18 protein-coding genes are annotated in these 16,159 nt (G+C 51.2%); 12 read left to right on the top strand and 6 right to left on the bottom strand.

Going from position 1 to position 16,159, the window contains the following annotated elements:
- Positions 1–4: 4 nt before the first annotated feature.
- A complete protein-coding gene (locus BM231_RS23135) occupies positions 5–400 on the top strand; it encodes a hypothetical protein (RefSeq protein WP_093523334.1) in 396 nt (131 codons plus the stop codon).
- 94 nt (positions 401–494) lie between these two features.
- Here the strand turns inward: BM231_RS23135 and BM231_RS23130 are convergent, their stop codons facing one another.
- Positions 495–815 (bottom strand): ArsR/SmtB family transcription factor, encoded by a 321-nt coding sequence (locus tag BM231_RS23130; RefSeq protein ID WP_208860599.1) that lies wholly within the window; start codon positions 813–815, stop codon positions 495–497.
- Between the two features lie 48 nt (positions 816–863).
- On the opposite strand from BM231_RS23130, the gene BM231_RS23125 reads away from it, so the two are divergent.
- Complete coding sequence (locus tag BM231_RS23125; RefSeq protein WP_093523330.1) at positions 864–1,682, top strand: alpha/beta fold hydrolase; 819 nt, start codon at positions 864–866, stop codon at positions 1,680–1,682.
- Positions 1,683–1,743: 61 nt separating this feature from the next.
- Here the strand turns inward: BM231_RS23125 and BM231_RS23120 are convergent, their stop codons facing one another.
- On the bottom strand, positions 1,744–2,001 hold the full coding sequence (locus BM231_RS23120) for a YjhX family toxin (protein WP_093523328.1): 258 nt from the start codon (positions 1,999–2,001) through the stop codon (positions 1,744–1,746).
- A 385-nt stretch (positions 2,002–2,386) separates the two neighbouring features.
- On the opposite strand from BM231_RS23120, the gene BM231_RS23115 reads away from it, so the two are divergent.
- Together BM231_RS23115 and gatB are read left to right on the top strand one after the other, a co-directional pair.
- On the top strand, positions 2,387–2,683 hold the full coding sequence (locus BM231_RS23115) for a phosphatidylglycerophosphatase (RefSeq protein ID WP_093523326.1): 297 nt from the start codon (positions 2,387–2,389) through the stop codon (positions 2,681–2,683).
- A 233-nt stretch (positions 2,684–2,916) separates the two neighbouring features.
- Positions 2,917–4,404 (top strand): Asp-tRNA(Asn)/Glu-tRNA(Gln) amidotransferase subunit GatB, encoded by a 1,488-nt coding sequence (gene gatB / locus BM231_RS23110; RefSeq protein ID WP_093523324.1) that lies wholly within the window; start codon positions 2,917–2,919, stop codon positions 4,402–4,404.
- Positions 4,405–4,470: 66 nt separating this feature from the next.
- Here gatB and BM231_RS23105 read toward each other — a convergent pair whose 3' ends face one another.
- Positions 4,471–5,586 (bottom strand): Gfo/Idh/MocA family protein, encoded by a 1,116-nt coding sequence (locus BM231_RS23105; protein WP_093523309.1) that lies wholly within the window; start codon positions 5,584–5,586, stop codon positions 4,471–4,473.
- 533 nt (positions 5,587–6,119) lie between these two features.
- On the opposite strand from BM231_RS23105, the gene BM231_RS23100 reads away from it, so the two are divergent.
- The 7 genes from BM231_RS23100 to BM231_RS23070 all read left to right on the top strand — a co-directional run bounded on the left by BM231_RS23100 (position 6,120) and on the right by BM231_RS23070 (position 13,442).
- Positions 6,120–7,727, top strand: a complete 1,608-nt coding sequence (locus BM231_RS23100) for an OpgD/OpgG family glucan biosynthesis protein (protein ID WP_093523308.1) — start codon at positions 6,120–6,122, stop codon at positions 7,725–7,727.
- Between the two features lie 5 nt (positions 7,728–7,732).
- Positions 7,733–7,936, top strand: a complete 204-nt coding sequence (locus tag BM231_RS23095) for a hypothetical protein (protein ID WP_093523307.1) — start codon at positions 7,733–7,735, stop codon at positions 7,934–7,936.
- A 3-nt stretch (positions 7,937–7,939) separates the two neighbouring features.
- Entirely contained in the window at positions 7,940–9,691 is a 1,752-nt protein-coding gene (gene mdoH, locus BM231_RS23090) for a glucans biosynthesis glucosyltransferase MdoH (RefSeq protein ID WP_093523306.1), read from the top strand.
- A gap of 124 nt (positions 9,692–9,815) precedes the next feature.
- A complete protein-coding gene (locus BM231_RS23085) occupies positions 9,816–11,375 on the top strand; it encodes an ArnT family glycosyltransferase (protein ID WP_093523284.1) in 1,560 nt (519 codons plus the stop codon).
- A gap of 18 nt (positions 11,376–11,393) precedes the next feature.
- Positions 11,394–11,846 carry a GNAT family N-acetyltransferase gene (locus tag BM231_RS23080; protein ID WP_093523488.1) on the top strand — a complete coding sequence of 151 codons (453 nt, stop codon included), beginning with the start codon at positions 11,394–11,396 and terminating at the stop codon, positions 11,844–11,846.
- A 126-nt stretch (positions 11,847–11,972) separates the two neighbouring features.
- Positions 11,973–12,686, top strand: a complete 714-nt coding sequence (locus tag BM231_RS23075; RefSeq protein WP_093523282.1) for a glutathione S-transferase N-terminal domain-containing protein — start codon at positions 11,973–11,975, stop codon at positions 12,684–12,686.
- Positions 12,687–12,899: 213 nt separating this feature from the next.
- A complete protein-coding gene (locus BM231_RS23070) occupies positions 12,900–13,442 on the top strand; it encodes a TlpA family protein disulfide reductase (protein ID WP_208860598.1) in 543 nt (180 codons plus the stop codon).
- An 89-nt stretch (positions 13,443–13,531) separates the two neighbouring features.
- Here the strand turns inward: BM231_RS23070 and BM231_RS23065 are convergent, their stop codons facing one another.
- The 3 genes from BM231_RS23065 to BM231_RS23055 form a co-directional block, all read right to left on the bottom strand.
- Complete coding sequence (locus BM231_RS23065; RefSeq protein WP_208860597.1) at positions 13,532–14,167, bottom strand: TetR/AcrR family transcriptional regulator; 636 nt, start codon at positions 14,165–14,167, stop codon at positions 13,532–13,534.
- A gap of 265 nt (positions 14,168–14,432) precedes the next feature.
- Entirely contained in the window at positions 14,433–14,864 is a 432-nt protein-coding gene (locus BM231_RS23060; RefSeq protein ID WP_093523278.1) for a DUF2147 domain-containing protein, read from the bottom strand.
- A 100-nt stretch (positions 14,865–14,964) separates the two neighbouring features.
- Positions 14,965–15,375 carry a DUF2147 domain-containing protein gene (locus BM231_RS23055; RefSeq protein ID WP_093523276.1) on the bottom strand — a complete coding sequence of 137 codons (411 nt, stop codon included), beginning with the start codon at positions 15,373–15,375 and terminating at the stop codon, positions 14,965–14,967.
- Between the two features lie 357 nt (positions 15,376–15,732).
- Here BM231_RS23055 and BM231_RS23050 point away from each other — a divergent pair, with 357 nt between their 5' ends.
- Positions 15,733–16,002, top strand: a complete 270-nt coding sequence (locus BM231_RS23050; protein WP_063297843.1) for a hypothetical protein — start codon at positions 15,733–15,735, stop codon at positions 16,000–16,002.
- Positions 16,003–16,159: the final 157 nt, after the last annotated feature.

Here is a 16,159-nt window from a genome sequence, read left to right as displayed (position 1 = left end):
AAAAATGAAAATCAGAAAGTTTATGGGTGTCTGTTTGCTGGCGTTGAGTGTTGGTCTGCCGAGTGCTCAGGCTGACGTTTATTGGGCAGATGAGCCTGATACTCTTGTAGGTGATCGAACTTTGGACACGCGTTCAAGTTTTACAGGGCCAACTGTTCGGCAGGTACTGAGTGAATCATATGATCGCGATGTCCAGCGGGCTTACCGGAATCCGGCAGGGACTGATGGTCTGTACTTGCTTTTGCGTGATGAGAGTGGCGTTTGGCATCGTGGCGGGCGCCCTCCGGCTACCCATGTGACTGTCGAGTTATGGGATCGAGGGCGATATCAAACGACCTGTCATGTCTATTCATATCGCGAGGACCGTGATCAAAGGTTCTTTTATACGACCTGTAACTGATGCTCGTGCTAATTGGCCTCGCAGAATGCTGCTGCGAGGTCTCGTATTGCTATGCAGCTGTTTCCCAGTATTGAGTAAATGCGAGATTTGAGCATCAGGTGATCTGATTTGGCGAGATTTCTGTGCCGAGCCAGTGCAGAAACTTCTCGATCTCTGGTTCATTGCGTTTGCAGTAGGACCATTTCAAATGCTTCTGTGCTGAGATGAAGCCAGCCTGTTTCAATATATCCAGATGCCTGCTGGCGGTAGGTTGGGCAACGCCTAAAGCTTCGGCAATCAATGTCATACAAACACCGAACTCAACCGGATCAGCCGATTGCTGATGGCTGAAGTGTTTTTTCGGTTCTCTCAGAAGGCGAAGGACCTTTAGGCGAGGCTCGCTGGAGATGGCTTTAATTTGTATTGCTCTATCCATGTAAATATTCATATAGTCATTTAGCTAAATGTCAATGTGAGTCGTGCCATGCTTGAACTTTCAAACACCTCGATCATTAACGGAAACGCAGTTCGCTGGGGGGTGATGGGAGACGGACCGCCACTGGTTGCCATTCACGGTACCCCCTTTTCTTCGCAGGTTTGGCGCAGGATTGTGCCGCATCTCTTCGATCACAGGAGGGTCTATTACTTTGATCTGGTGGGTTATGGCCAATCGGAGAAACGAGAAGGGCAGGATGTTTCCCTCGGGGTTCAAAACAAAGTGCTGGCTGCGCTGTTTCAGGAGTGGGAGTTGGACCGCCCTGATGTTCTGGCTCATGACTTTGGTGGGGCGACAGCGCTGCGGGCTTACTATCTGAATGGGTTGCGTTATGGGTCTTTGACGATTTTTGATGCGGTCGCTTTGGCTCCATGGGGATCGCCGTTGGTGCAGCATGTGCGAGAGCACCCGGAGGCATTTGCCGGAATGCCGGAGTATATGCATAAAGCGATGTTGCGGGCTTATCTGCAGACTGCTGCGCATCATGAGCTTTCAGAGGATGCTTTGGAGATTTATTCTGCTCCGTGGATCGGGCCTGTTGGGCAGCCTGCGTTCTATCGTCAGATCGCACAGATGCATCAGAAATATACTGATGAGGTTCAGCGGTTTTATGGGGCGATGGATTGCCCGGTCTCAGTGCTATGGGGCATGTGTGATGAGTGGATCCCCTATGAAAGAGGGGAGGCGTTGGCGGGTTTGATTTCCGGGGAAGATTGCGTTCCAATTCCTCTAGCAGGTCATTTGGTTCAAGAGGACCGGCCGGAGGCCATTGTGGCTGCGGTTTTGAAGCAAATTGCGGGCAGGTGACTGCCTTAGCTTCGCTTGATTGAAAACCACCCCGCAGCATGGTGCTGCAGGGTGGTGTTGGTCAGCGGTTGTCGAGCTGGCTACGGACGCGGGTCAGGCCCAGTTTGGTGATGCGATATGGGCGGCCTCCTTTTGAAGAGATCAGGCGTCGGTACTTCAGTTTTCTGAAGATGTATTCGGACAGGCCGGCATAATACCAACCGTCTCGGGTGACGCAGTTCATTTCTTCCAGAGTGCCGTCGTCGTCACGGCGCAATTCAATGCAGCCGCCTTGTGCCAGCACATGCAAAATGCGCTGTTCAGCTTTCGAAATATCCATGGATGTCTTTGAGTTTTAAAGATGCACGTATCTCGTCTGCCCGCTCATGCGGTCAGTGAGATTGTTTGGTTTGTGCATGCCCTGTCTATCTTCGACAGGGCTTTACCGGGACTCTTGTCGAGCTCGCATCAAAACTCCATTGATTGATGGCTGCCTTATAGGCAACGCAGCTGGGTGTTGCAAGCGTGCGATTTCTTGCTGGATTGCGAAAACAAGCAGGTGTTGCAGATTTGCTGGAAGTGTTGGGCGTCTCTCCCTATTGTTCTATGCAACGTACTTTTCGGGGATGTGCTCCAAGTCTGTTTCGCAGTCACTCCAATAATGTGCTAGGGGAACTACGTAGCGCTGTGCAGGTGCTTTCCTAATTGATCTGAATGAGACTTTAATGACCGACGATATCTCTGTAATCCTGCTGTGGCCGGGGCTTTTGAATCCGTTTGCCATATTGATCGCCGCCTATATGGGCTACTACGCCAATCAGCGGGGGAAGATCTTCATTGCAGGATTTGCTGCAGCTGCGCTTAGCCTGTTTCTTGAAGGGCTTATCAAGCTTGTTGGGATACCTATGCCGTGGAACCCTGAAGTTGGGCCGTTGGCGTTGTTTCCGTTCCGCTTTGCGACGGGGCTGATTGTAAGTGCTATTGCTATGAAAATCGGGGCAAGTCGCCGCCGTGCAAAGTGAGTGTTGAGGGATTGTTGTTCAGCGCGGGTCAAGCTCCAGATGCTTCTGCGCGACTTTCTACAAGCTTCTCCCCGAAATTTAGGCACTCTGGCTCAAAAACTCCCGAAGATTCACTTGCCATTGTGGGGTTGATGGCCTACCCAACACCATTGAGAAATTAGGTGGTCTTCGTGGCTATGCATCGCGTGGCCGGACTTCCGTGAAGACTTATACGAACACAGGATATTGATCGCATGACGCTGCTTGTCGATACGCGCACTCCGGATCCGAAGAAATTCATCAAGGGCGCAACTGGCGACTGGGAAATCGTAATCGGCATGGAGGTTCACGCTCAGGTGACCTCTGAAGCCAAGCTATTCTCGGGCGCTTCTACCAGCTTTGGCAGCGATCCGAATAATAATGTGAGCTTGGTTGATGCGGCGATGCCGGGCATGCTGCCAGTGATCAACGAAGAATGTGTTCGTCAGGCGATCCGTACGGGTCTTGGCCTGAAAGCGGAAATCAACCTGAAGTCCGTTTTTGACCGCAAAAACTACTTCTACCCTGATCTGCCGCAGGGCTATCAGATCTCGCAGTTCAAGCAGCCGATTGTTGGTGAAGGTATCATTCACCTTGATATGAAGAGCGGCGAGCAGGTTGAAGTGGGCGTTGAGCGTCTGCATCTGGAGCAGGACGCGGGTAAATCCCTGCATGACCAGCACCCAACCATGTCTTTCGTTGACCTGAACCGTTCCGGCGTGGCGCTGATGGAAATTGTTTCCAAGCCAGACATTCGCTGTGCTGATGAAGCCAAAGCCTACCTGACCAAGCTGCGCACTATCCTGCGTTACCTGGGCACCTGTGATGGCAACATGGACCAGGGTTCCATGCGTGCTGACGTGAACGTTTCTGTTCGCAAGCCGGGTGGTGAGTTTGGTACGCGTTGTGAGATCAAGAACGTGAACTCCATCCGTTTTGTTGGTCAGGCGATTGAATATGAAGCCCGTCGTCAGATCGGTATCTTGGAAGACGGCGGCGAGATCGATCAGGAAACTCGCCTGTTTGACAGCGTGAAGGGTGAGACCCGTTCCATGCGTTCCAAAGAAGAAGCGCATGATTACCGTTACTTCCCGGATCCAGATCTGCTGCCGCTTGAGTTCACTCAGGCGCTGGTTGATGAGATGGCTGCGGACCTTCCGGAACTGCCGGATGAGAAGAAGGCGCGTTACATTAAAGACTTCGGTCTGACCCCATATGACGCTGACATTCTTGTTGCTGAGCGTGTCTCCTGTGACTTCTTTGAGGAAGTTGCCAAGGGCCGTGATGCGAAGCTGGCTGCGAACTGGGTGATCAACGACACCTTTGGCCGCTTGAACAAAGAAGGTCTGGATGTGACCTCCAGCCCGATTTCTTCTGAGCAGCTGGGCAAGATCATTGACCTGATCAAAGCAGGCACCATTTCCGGTAAGATCGCGAAAGACCTCTTCGAGATCGTCTGGAGCGAAGGTGGTGATCCGGCTCAGATCGTAGAAGATCGCGGCATGAAGCAGGTGACTGACCTTGGTGCGATTGAAGGCATCGTGGACGAGATCCTTGCAAACAACACCGACAAAGCAGAGCAGGCGAAAGAAAAGCCAGGCATGCTTGGCTGGTTCGTTGGTCAGGTGATGAAAGCTTCTAAGGGTAAAGCAAACCCGCAGGCAGTTTCTGACATGCTGAAAGCGAAGATCGGTCTGGAATAAGGCGTTCTTACAGCTTTATAGAATTCGAAGGCCCGCCAGTTTGGTGGGCCTTTTTTGTTGGAGAGGTTAGTTCACCTCAACCCAGCTTCCTGATTTGTGAGAGCGGCGAGCGGCATCGACGACTTTTGCGACTTCGAGACCGTCTTTGAAGGTTGGCCAGTTTGTGGCTCCTGTTGCGATGGCCTCCAGAAAGTCACGAGCTTCGATGATCAGTTGGTCCTGATAGCCGGTTCCGTGACCGGGGCCGTGGCAGAAGGCTGCATAATCAGGATGGGTTGGATTGGTGAGGATCTTTCTAAAGCCTGATTGTTCCGGGCCATCCTCTATTTTGTAAAGCCAGAGGGCGTTCTGGTCTTCCTGATCAAACCGCAGTGCGCCTTTGGTGCCGGTGATCTCGTAGATAATGCCCATCTTCTTGCCCAGTGCGACCCGGCTGAAGAGGAGGTGACCTGTCGCTCCGTTTTCAAAAGTGCACATAAACTGAGCCACATCATCATTGGTGACTTGCTCGACGATGTTTGGTGCGCATTCTGACGGGCGTGTTTTGAAAACGGTCTCAATCTGTGCACTGACTTTCCTGATTGGGCCAACCAGAACATGGGCGCAGTTGATCATGTGAGGGGCGAGGTCTCCCATGGTACCGTTGGCATCTCCACTGGAGCGCCATGTGGCAGGCGTTTCGGGGGTGGCGAAAAAGTCCTCGGTATGTTCTCCGCGAAAGAACGTGATGTCTCCGATGACGCCTTCTTTGATGAGGTGATGAGCCAGTTGTGTTGCCGGTGTGCGGATGTAGTTGAATCCCACCAGATTGACTTGCCCGGACGCTTCGGCAGCATGGGCCATTTCGTTTGCATCTGAAAGGCTTGCGCCCAACGGTTTTTCGCAGAGCACGGGTTTTCTCAGTTTGAAAGCTTCCAGGGCAATCTTTCGATGGGTGGCTTGTGGGCTGGCAATGACTATGGCTTCAACCCGTGGGTCATTGACCAATAGGCTCCAGTCACTGGTGGATCTGGCAAAGCCAAACTGCTCGGCTTTCTCCTGAGCACCGTCTTCCGTGGTGGTGCAGATCATCTCTAGTCGGGCGCGGAGTTTGGTGTTGAACACTGCGGCTGCCGCGTTGAGCGCGACGGCGTGGAGTTTTCCCATACACCCTGCGCCGATCAGGCCAATGCCAATTTCCATAGGGTGTCCTTCTATAGTTGAGGGAGGGTATGTCCGGGGGACTTAAAAACTAATCAGGGAAACCGATAAGAATTGGAAATGTTCTGTTGCTTGATCCCTTCAAAGGGACTAGGGAGAGGCGCTGACCCCAAGAAAAGTTGACTGGATATCATCTCATTTTGAGTGCACGCCACCGGCGGGGTTCAGATTAGTCCTGAGGGTGCGTGTAAAGAAGTTGACGAATAGAGGTGATTGCTTTTGGTGGGTTTGGGGTTAGAGCGTGGTGAAAACGTGTCTCTTGAATGAGCTACCCCTAATATCTCAGTAATCCTAATAGCTTAGAGATGTTTCACAGGGTTAATTTTCGCTGTGAATCATCACCGCTCTGCCTAGCCACGACCATATCTCCGCCTTATTACGCTACGATAAACTTCAGGTGATCGGGCGTTATGGAGACTTGTCTGGTCTGGGGTCTAAGCTCTGCTAGAACTTATAGTTGCGCAGTGTATGCGAACACTGCAATTTGTTGTATTTGAAACCTTGGGGGCGTCTCGTTGCTTAATCAACGAAGTAGTTTTCTTTCCAATATCGCTGTATTAGGCGTCATTTGCTCCAGTGTTGGATTTGGGGCAGTCGCTTCTTCTTCAGTCGCTGTTGCAGGCGAAAGCTCTCAATCTCAGATGCCATTCACCTTTGGTGCACTCGTGGCAAAGATGAAGGCACAGGCGCAAGACGCCTATCTTGAGCCAACTGGTGAACTGCCGGAAGCGCTGGCTAACTTGAAGTACGATGGCTATCGGAAAATTGGCTATAAGCGCGACCGTAGCAAGTGGAAGGACACGGAGAACTTTCGAGTTCATGCGTTCCATCCTGGCTGGTTGTTTAAAAATCCTCTGAAGATTCATGAGGTAAGCGAGGGCGCAGCTCAACCATTCGTGTTTGAGGCTGCTGACTTTGACTATCAGGACGCGGAACTGACCGCGTCGCTGAACGATGTTTCATTTCCCGGTGTGGCTGGGTTCCGTTTGCTAAATCCACTCAATGTGGAAGGGCGGATGGATGAACTGGTGGCCTTCTTGGGTGCCAGCTATTTCCGTGCTTTGGGTGCAGGCAATGTTTATGGCTTGTCCGCACGTGCGCTTGCTATTGATACGGCCAGTGGTAAGCCGGAGGAGTTTCCGAACTTCACTGCGTTTTATCTTGGCAAGCCAGTAGATGGCTCTGATAAAGTAACGGTTTGGGCTGAACTTGATAGCCCGAGTGTGACTGGTGCGTATCAGTTTGTCTTTAAGCCAGGCCAGCAAACAGAAGTTGATGTGACTGCACATCTGTTCTTCCGCAGTGATGTGGAGCGGCTTGGCATTGCACCTCTGACGTCTATGTATCTTTACGGTGAAAATGACCGTGTCGGGTTTGATGATTTCAGACCAGAAGTGCATGACAGTGATGGGTTGAAGCTGCGCTTTGCTAATGGCAAGACCGCGTGGCGGCCACTTTCCAACCCGGATAATCTGCAGCTTTCCTTTATTGGTGCCAGAAGTCCGGCTGGGTTTGGTCTGATGCAGCGTGACAAAGATCTTGAGAATTATCAGGACCTTGAAGCGCGCTATGACAAGCGTCCAAGCCTTTGGATTGAGCCTCTAGGTGATTGGGGTTCTGGTGCTGTCATGCTTGCAGAAATTCCAACAGATCAAGAAATCAACGACAATGTTGTTGCCTTCTGGTCTCCGAATGAAGCGGTGAAAGCGGGTGATGAACTCTCATTCCACTACAAGATGTATTGGGGTGATGAAGTTGGTCGTTCTGAGCAGATGTTGATGCCTGTTGTCCAGACGCGTTCTGGTAAGGCTGGGCATTCCGCTTCTGAAGAGAACTCGCTAACCCGTAAGTTTGTCGTGGACTTTGATGCTGAGTTGTTTGCTGAGAGCGGATTGGATGGGGAGCAGCTTGTACGCGCAAAACCATTTATTGAAAACGCTGCTTTAAACGGCACAGTTAACTTTGCAGATGTTCGCTACATTGAAGAGCTGGGTGTTTATCGCGTGTTTCTTGACGTTTCGCGCGATGACCTTGAAATCCCGGTTGAGTTGCGCCTTCAGCTGACTGATGGCGAAAAAGCAGTTTCCGAAGAATGGCTTTACCAGTGGGGGTGGAGCTCATGAGGCCTATGACATCTAATTTATTTTCGACAAATGTTGACTTGAGCAGCGGTCCAGTTGCACCGCTTGCCATGCCTGTGCAGGACCTTTCTGCAGATGATAGCTGGCTTGTTCTGATCTGGCGTCGCTTGCGGTTTGGGCGCAGCACCTCTGCGCTTCCTTCCAAACGGACGCGCTTGCAAAAAGCCATCTCTACCTTTTCGGAGCGGTAATCCATGGATAAGCCGTTTCGCGACGGGGTAGGGCACCGCCGGGCCGCGGCTTTTGTCTTCTGTCTGGCGTTGTCCCTCAGCTTTACGGGGCTGTTTTATGCAGCTTTGAGTGCTGACTATCTTAATATCTATGAGGTTGTTCGGATTGTGCTGCTGTTTGTCAGCACCCTCTGGCTTTCCTGGGGCGGAGCAACTGTTCTGCTGGGTTTGCTTTTTGGTCGCTCTGTTCAACCTCTTGAGACTGATCCACGATCTTTGCCTGCTGCTGGCACCGCAATCCTCATGCCGATCTACCACGAAGATGCACCGGAAGTGGCTGCTCGTCTTGCAGCGATGATGGATGATCTGCGTGCCAACAATGCAACACACTTGTTTCACTGGCATGTGCTTTCTGACAGCCGTGATGAAGAGATCGCGGCAGTGGAAGAGCAAGTGGTGCGCCAGTTGGTTGCCCGCTATCCGGAACAGAAGATCTTTTATCGTCGCCGAACCGACAACCATGGCCGCAAAGCGGGCAATGTTGCCGAGTTTGTACAGCGGTGTGGTGGTGCCTATCGTTATATGGTGGTGCTGGATGCCGACAGTCTAATGCGTGCCGATACTCTGGTGCACATGGTTGGACGTATGGAAGCCGAGCCCAACCTTGGGCTGTTGCAGACCGTGCCGATGCTTGTTGGTTTGAAAAGCTATTTTGGCCGCAGCATCATGTTCGCCTCTGGCATGTTTGGCCGGTCCTTTGCTTTTGGCCTTGCAGCGATGCAGGGTGAATGCGGGCCATTTTGGGGGCACAATGCGATTATTCGTACACGTGCATTTGCCTCCAGCTGTGGCTTGCCGGAACTGGATGACACCGCAGCATTTGGCGGGCACATTTTGAGCCATGACAGTGTTGAATCTGTGCTGTTGGCGCGTGCTGGCTGGCAGGTTGAGTGTGACCCACGGATCACCGGGTCCTATGAGGCTGCGCCTGAGAATATTTTAGGGTATGCCGCGCGTGACCGACGTTGGTGTCAGGGCAACTTGCAGCATTCCCGCGTGGTTGGGGCTCGTGCTCTGAAGCCTTGGGGTCGGTTCTCTCTGATACTTGGCATAATGTCTTATCTGAGCTCTCCGGTTTGGGCTGCATTTCTTCTGGCAAGTTTGTTTGCGCCTTTGGACCTTCCTGTGCTGCAGGCCTACACCTTCCAGAACCACCTTCCGGTTCTTGGTCACATTCCAATGAGTGCGGCTTATGAGGGGGCAGCTTTGCTCTTTGGCGTGGTTGCCTTGCTGGTGCTGCCGAAAACACTCGTTGTTTTGAAAGAAGTATTTCTGGGTGTCGAGAACACCTCCCGCAAAGGCATACTGGGCGGGCTTGTGGAGTTGATCAGTTCTGCGGTGTTCGCGCCGGTTCTGATGGTGTTCCAATGCCGCTCCGTTTTTGAGGTTTTGATGGGCCGAGACAGTGGCTGGACCAATGCGCACCGCGATGCGGGTCGCTTGCCTTTGCTGGACTGCCTTAAATCTGTCTGGTGGGTGAGCGTGATTGGTGCGATGGCCATGGGACTGAGTTGGATTGGCGAAGCCTCTCTCTGGCTTTGGGTGATGCCGGTTGCTTTGCCGATGTTGCTGGCGCCGTTCATCATCTGGGCAAGCTCTTACAATGTAGGCAGCCGGGCCGCGGAACGATTGGGTTTTGTCCTTTCTTCTGATCAGGAGGGAGCCGCGCAATTGCTCGCTCATGTGGAAAAATACTCCGCAGATCTTAGGGTATAACTGCCGAATTTGTGCTTTGAGGGCCACATCCACCAGCTGAACTGCTGGGATGTGGTCCTTCTTATATCTGCTGGGGTCTCTCCGATTTAAACTTTCGCTCCAAGCCTCTGATGGGGATGTGCGGATGCCGGAAGAGACAGTTTCAACCCGATTTTGGTGGCGTCCCGCTGGCGTCTTTGTTCTGATTGCAGGGTATTTGCTGCTGCATCTGGTTCTGCGTGGCTATTTCTCCCCCACACTCGGCACGGATGACATGTTTGAGAACGTGTTTGTGCAAGAGCTGAAGCTTGGTTATCAAGTGCGTCAGCCTCCGCTTTATGAGTGGATGCTTTATGGGGTTCAGAAGGTCTTTGGGCCGACGATCTGGAGTTTTCTGGTTCTCAAGTATGCGCTGGTGTTGTGTTTTGCGCTGTTTCTTTATGGCGTTGCGCGGCAGGCCATTCCCAATGCAAAGCTGGCGGCGCTTGCCGTGTTTTCGTACGTGGCGCTCTACCAGATTGGCTTCAACCTGCATGAGGGCGTGACCCATACTGCTGTGCTGATGGCGGCGTCTGCAGCAACGGTTTATTGCTTCCTCTGGCTTTTGAGGGAGAAAACGGTGACTGCGGCAGTGTGTTTGGGGCTCGCAGTTGGGTTCGGGATGCTTTCCAAACACTCTTATGTGCTGGTGCCGGTTGCTGTATTTCTGGCAACGCTCAGCGATGGACATTGGCGCAGGCAAGTGCGGTTGTCCTTGCTGATTGTGGCGGGAGTGATCGCAGCTGTGGTGTATGCGCCCTATCTTTACTGGGTTGTGAACGGTGAGCAGGCGCTGGTTGGTTCCGCGCTGACCGTGATGCGCGAGGGAGAGCAGGGGAACGGGCTTGCCCGCGTTGTGACGGGTGAGTTGCGGTTGCTGGTGAGTGTGCTCGGGTTCTCCGTGCCGTTCTTGCCGCTGGTGTCGCTGCTGTTTTTTCCGGCGCTGTTTCGCGGGAAAAAAGCGGAGGAACCAGATCCTGAAGTCCAGCACGTGGGGAACTTGTTGCAGCGGGCCTTGCTAATTTCTCTGATGCTGGCGTTTGTGGGCGTGTTGGCCAGCGGGGCACAATACATCAAGGAACGGCATATGCATCCGGTGCTGCTCTTGCTGCCTATCGTGATGTTCACTCTCATTTCCCAGCGGCGCTATTCACCGAGATCGGTGAAGATCTACAGCAGTGTGCTGGCCCTGCTGGTTCTCGTGGTGCTGGGTATCCGCATCTCCGGCTTTCTCGCCCCGGACAAAAGGATGTGCGGTGGGTATTGCCGGCACATGAAGCCCTATGAGGACCTGGGCAAGCAGCTCAAGGCTCAGTTCCCTGAGGCAGAACAAGCGACGATCGTTTCGCTGGATGAATACACTGGCGGAAACCTGCGGGTTACTCTGCCCAATGCCCGACACATCATCCAAAGCTTCCAACCCAGCACTCAGCAACGGCAAAACTGCTTTGTTGTCTGGGACATGGGAGACAACGGCGCGCAACGTGGTCTGAAGGCAGCGTTGACCAGCGGTGGTTTTGGACCCGGCAAAGCACCTGTTCGCGAAGATACTTTACGTTCAAATCAGATAGATGTGAGTTGGCCTCATTTGTGGAAGAAGGATAACTTTCGTAAAACCACATTCGGCGTCGCGAAGATTGACCGCGATTCTGAAATTTGCCGCTAACTCATGTTGGGTGTTTTGATGCTGAAGATACGCGTTGCCAGAGACGAAGACCTTGAAGCAGTGGTTCAGATGATGAATGGGGGTGCATCCTCGCAGCGGATTCATTTGGAAGACGGTGCGACTGACACATACAAACCAGCGTTTTGTGCAATCCAGAAATGCCCTAATACTGATATTTATGTGGGCGAGACAGAAGCCGGCGAGGCGGTTGCAACTTTTCAGCTGACCTACGTGAAGGGCCTTGCCTTCAACGGCAAACCACGCGGTCAAATTGAAAGCATGCACACTCGCGCTGACATGCGTGGCCAAGGGCTTGGGCAGGAGATGCTTGCACACGCGGTCAAGTTGGCACGCGATGAAGGCTGCTGTATGGTGCAATTGACCTCAAACAAAGAACGCGATGGTGCACATCGCTTCTATGCCAGTAATGGATTTGTGCCGACGCACGAAGGCTTCAAGCTGATTTTCTAAGTGTTAACTGGCATAAAAGCCGGAAGTTTCTCGCTGCAGGGTTCTCGAATAACTTGTACCCTCGAACAGGGCGGATGAAACGCTCCTCCATCCTCTCAATCCAATTGTTTTCTCACAGGTGATCAAATGGCCGTATCGCAGACCAAGCCGATTGAACTTTATTATTGGCCAACACCGAATGGTTGGAAAATTTCCATCATGTTGGAGGAACTTGGCGTTCCCTATGACTTGAAGCTGGTGAATATAGGACGCGGTGAGCAGTTTGAGCCAGACTTTCTCAAGATAGCGCCAAACAACCGGATGCCTGCAATCGTCGATCCTGAAGGACCGGGAAGTGAGCCGATCTCTATTTTTGAGTCAGGTGCTATCATGCAGTATCTGGGGCGGAAGTTTGAGCAGTTTTATCCATCAGAAGAACGCGCTCGTGTTGAAACGGAAGAATGGTTGATGTGGCAAATGGGTGGGTTTGGCCCCATGCTTGGTCAGAACCACCATTTTCGTGTCTATGCGCCGGAAAAAATTGAATATGCCATGACCCGTTACTTCAATGAAACGCATCGGTTGTATGGGGTGCTTAATAAACGACTTGCTGATCGGGCTTACGTTGCTGCTGGGGAGTACACAATTGCGGATATGGCTATATTTGGCTGGTCGCATCGTTGGGAACGGCAAGGAATAGATTTGGAAGAGTTTCCGCATGTAAAGGCCTGGCGAGAACGATTGTTGGCTCGCTCCGCAGTTGTGCGAGGGCTTAAAGTGGGTACGGCAGAAGCTGAAACCTCAAACATTGCAGAGGACAAGCAGGCGCAATCCGTTCTGTTTAATCAACGTGGGTCATAACTTAGCGACATAGTCGATACTTCCGGCAGCCTTCCATATGTTTGTCCTGACAGATGCATGTGGCGGTGATTATATCCTTCGATATCTGTTTGTTGTCGTGCTAAGTACTCATCACGCCTGCGGCACTTTAAGTTGATTTGAACCGGAGGCCTTGCAAACCTAGGCTCACGCAGAATGATAAATAGAAATCACTTGCGAATGGATCTTGGAACTATGCGGGCTCATAAATTCTTCCTGACGTCTCTTATTCTGGCTGTTTGGGTGTTTGTCTCGCCTGTCTCAGCAGCTTCTTTTGAAGATCCTAAATACAGCCTTGAAGTGAAAGACGAAGCAGGTACTAAAACACTGCGTGATGCTTTTACTAAAGGCCCTGCTATTTTGCATTTCTGGGCAACGTGGTGTCCAAACTGCCGCGTTGAACTGCCTGCAATGGAGCGGTTTGAGGATGAGTTGAAGGCTCAAGGCCTAGATGGCCAATTTGTTGTCGTCGCTCTTGAAGATGCTCCTTATGGCCGTATCCAGAGTTTCCTTCAGGATCGTTTGGAGTTGGAGCGTTTCACCAGTTATCAAGCGGTTGATATGCAAGCCGTTGGAACCGCGTTTCAGGTCGCAGCCATGCCTTACACGCTCTTTATCGATGAAAATGGTGATGTGCTTGGGGGAATTCCGGGATCTCTTGAATGGGATGCCCCGCAGATCCAGGAGACCTTTATTGGTCACCTCCAAGGCAAAGGTACGATTGCCTCTGGCAACTGAGCCTGTGTTCTGGATTTTTACACTTTAGAATCTAAAACTCAGAGAAAGCCGGCAGTTGATCCTTTGAAAATGAGAGCCCTCTTGCTGGATTACTTAAGTCCGGGCAGGTTTGGGCTCTTTTTCATGCGAGTTGAAAGAGCTTCCATGGTGATGTCGATTGCTGGGAAAATCTGGTCCAGTGGAGTTTCGAACTTGACCATTTGGATGATCCCTTCAAAAGCCATCATGAAGTAGTCTACCAGATGGTCTATATCCTCTGGCGCTTGCAGGTCATTTTCAAACTTCACCAATCGTCTCCGGATTTCTGCTGCCCATTGGAGGCGCAACGCGAGGTATTCTTGGCCCAGCTCTGGATCAAGCCTACCAATCTCTCCAATGGTGGACCAATAAAGGCTGCCTTCAGTACGGTTCTGTTCCTCGCATAGCTCTGCAAAATCAGTCAGCATAAGGTACATGCAGGAGTAAATATCAGCGTACATTGCAGAGCTTGAGCTAACCTGCTGGCTAAAACGCATGAAATACCAACGCATGGCCGGTGCGATGAGATCCCGTTCCCCCTCAAATCTTTGATGCAATAAATCAGGATGTATCTTTGCTGCTTTCGCAACTGCATTGATGCTCGCAGCTTGCCGACCTTTTTCCAAAAGAAGCTGGAAAGCTATTTTGAACACTTCTTCCAACTTGTGTGGTGGAATCAAATCGTCGGGATTTTTGTTGCTGGTCATAAAACCGCAGACTCATTCTTAGCACTTCAACCTTAGCAAATTGCAGTGATTGTTGTGCGGCTTCCTGAGTGTCTTCGAGTTTAGTTCGGCCTTGGAAGTGCATATCCAGAGTGCCTGAATTGTTGTCTCTAACATAAAGCGGAAAAGGAACTGGAAAGGAAACAATGAGATATGTCTCAATTTATTGCGTTTGTTCTATGAGCAGCTCACGGGAAATTTTGACAGTCACGGAGCAAGCTGAAGGGGTGATTTTATCATTGCAGTTTTAAGGGCGTTGCCAGATCACGTTTTCACAAAAGTTCAGGACGATCTTTTTGCAGCCTGTCATTTTCAGAAGACCACTGGGCAGGAGGTCAATATTGATAGTGATTTCGTATCCACGGCGGGGATCATAGCCTTCTGCGTGCCATTTGTTCTCTCCAGCTGCCTTTATATTCCAGAGAACCCTTAAACCGAGGACTTGGCGACCCCGCTTTGCCCTGTCGAGATTACGGGTATCCAGAATATCTTGTTGCCGCTTCCCGTCGGGAGGCTTGAAGGATTGGAGCTGCCCACACATGGTCGAACCGCATTGGGAGATGCTGATAATTGCACCTTTGGTTGTTTGCCACAAACCTTGCAGGTCAGAGGCCTTGGCTACTGTTACCAATGAAGTTGAGAGAAAAATAAAGCCAAAGATGAAACCAGAACGGATCATTCCAACCTGCTTGCTTGGTCACCTGCTCAATCTCAGGAGCAGGTGACTAGCTATCATAACAGGCCAGTTTGGGCTTGTTACCTCTGGGTTTAAGGTAAATTTACTTTGTACGGGTCCAAGTGTCGCCTTTACAAAAGATCAGCACGCAACCTTCAAGTTTCAACTTGTTGCTGGAGACCAGCTCCATTTTGCCGGAGTATGTTTTGCCATCTTCTGCATTGTAGACCTTGCCCTTCCAACTGTTTGTTCCGCTAGGCTTCATGCCAAGAATAGTTCTTGAGCCAATTAGGGAGCGATCACGCAGCTTTGGATCCGGGTTCTCTGTGTCCTTACGTGGTTTTTTTAACCAAACAATGTTGCCACACAGATTGCCCCCGCACTTGGAGATTTTAATCTTGGCGGTTCCGTTTGCCCGCAGCCAGGTGCCGGTTGCATCAGCTGCAAGCGCTGATGTGGCCATGCCAATTGAAAGTATCGCTGCCAGAGATGACTTCAAAAAGGGTGCTTTCATGGTTCCTCCCAAAACACTGAAGCTTGCTAATAATGTCTTTACCTTATCGTAAAGTTGGGAATGTGCAAGGCAATCAATCAGAGGACTAGACAAGCTCTCTCTGATTTCGATTCGCACAACCCATCAATTCAATCAGTGCGATATCCCTTGGTTTACAGTGTGTCAGAACTGCGTAATTTTTGATTTTAAAGCTGCTTTTTTCGTTTCAATCATGGTTTTTAACCGCCTTTTTAGAGTGTCAAAATCTAATAGTCCGCGACGTCAATTAGATTTCGGGGAGGCGTTGGCTTCCTCTTAACTCATGAAAAATTACGAGTAAATCCACACGAGTTCACTGTGTTTTAGGAGAGAGATTTAATGACTGTGTTGCAGTTTGATGGCGTAATTCATCGGCATGTGAAGCAAAACATATGCGAAGTAGAGTCTCTGTTACGGCGTGGTCTGGATGCAGCATCGGGAAAGGCCGGCGCTTGCGATCTGATCGAAGCACATAAGTGGTTTAACCTTGCTGCTATGCGAGGCAGTACGCAGGCAGTGCGATATAGACGTGAGGTATCTCAGGAAATGTCCAATATGGAGATTGCTGAGGCGCAACGCGCAGCCAGAGATTGGCTTTCTGTACATTGATACGAATTCTACAGCTTGTCGCGGTCGACATGCGACAAGCTTATGACCTGCGGTTTTGGGAAACCTCTCCCAAGATCGGGCCGGGGCTCCCCGTTTGATGGAACGCTGTTTCTCAAGACAGCGTGCTGCCTCTTCCGCTAGCTCAGGTAAGAGCCTG

The organism is Pseudovibrio ascidiaceicola, from assembly GCF_900114245.1.
Lineage (GTDB): Bacteria > Pseudomonadota > Alphaproteobacteria > Rhizobiales > Stappiaceae > Pseudovibrio > Pseudovibrio ascidiaceicola.
Note: the sequence above shows the minus strand (reverse complement) of the source record. Positions and strands in the feature narration are given on the sequence as shown.

Excerpts from the sequence above, each read along its gene's own strand:
- BM231_RS23135 (WP_093523334.1), top strand. The coding sequence starts at position 5 with ATGAAAATCAGAAAGTTTATGGGTGTCTGTTTGCTGGCGTTGAGTGTT.
- BM231_RS23070 (WP_208860598.1), top strand. The coding sequence starts at position 12,900 with ATGCGGGCTCATAAATTCTTCCTGACGTCTCTTATTCTGGCTGTTTGG.
- mdoH (WP_093523306.1), top strand. The coding sequence starts at position 7,940 with ATGGATAAGCCGTTTCGCGACGGGGTAGGGCACCGCCGGGCCGCGGCT.
- gatB (WP_093523324.1), top strand. The coding sequence starts at position 2,917 with ATGACGCTGCTTGTCGATACGCGCACTCCGGATCCGAAGAAATTCATC.
- BM231_RS23080 (WP_093523488.1), top strand. The coding sequence starts at position 11,394 with ATGCTGAAGATACGCGTTGCCAGAGACGAAGACCTTGAAGCAGTGGTT.
- BM231_RS23105 (WP_093523309.1), bottom strand. The coding sequence starts at position 5,586 with ATGGAAATTGGCATTGGCCTGATCGGCGCAGGGTGTATGGGAAAACTC.
- BM231_RS23055 (WP_093523276.1), bottom strand. The coding sequence starts at position 15,375 with ATGAAAGCACCCTTTTTGAAGTCATCTCTGGCAGCGATACTTTCAATT.
- BM231_RS23065 (WP_208860597.1), bottom strand. The coding sequence starts at position 14,167 with ATGACCAGCAACAAAAATCCCGACGATTTGATTCCACCACACAAGTTG.
- BM231_RS23125 (WP_093523330.1), top strand. The coding sequence starts at position 864 with ATGCTTGAACTTTCAAACACCTCGATCATTAACGGAAACGCAGTTCGC.
- BM231_RS23085 (WP_093523284.1), top strand. The coding sequence starts at position 9,816 with ATGCCGGAAGAGACAGTTTCAACCCGATTTTGGTGGCGTCCCGCTGGC.
- BM231_RS23075 (WP_093523282.1), top strand. The coding sequence starts at position 11,973 with ATGGCCGTATCGCAGACCAAGCCGATTGAACTTTATTATTGGCCAACA.
- BM231_RS23050 (WP_063297843.1), top strand. The coding sequence starts at position 15,733 with ATGACTGTGTTGCAGTTTGATGGCGTAATTCATCGGCATGTGAAGCAA.
- BM231_RS23115 (WP_093523326.1), top strand. The coding sequence starts at position 2,387 with ATGACCGACGATATCTCTGTAATCCTGCTGTGGCCGGGGCTTTTGAAT.
- BM231_RS23060 (WP_093523278.1), bottom strand. The coding sequence starts at position 14,864 with ATGATCCGTTCTGGTTTCATCTTTGGCTTTATTTTTCTCTCAACTTCA.
- BM231_RS23120 (WP_093523328.1), bottom strand. The coding sequence starts at position 2,001 with ATGGATATTTCGAAAGCTGAACAGCGCATTTTGCATGTGCTGGCACAA.
- BM231_RS23130 (WP_208860599.1), bottom strand. The coding sequence starts at position 815 with ATGGATAGAGCAATACAAATTAAAGCCATCTCCAGCGAGCCTCGCCTA.
- BM231_RS23095 (WP_093523307.1), top strand. The coding sequence starts at position 7,733 with ATGACATCTAATTTATTTTCGACAAATGTTGACTTGAGCAGCGGTCCA.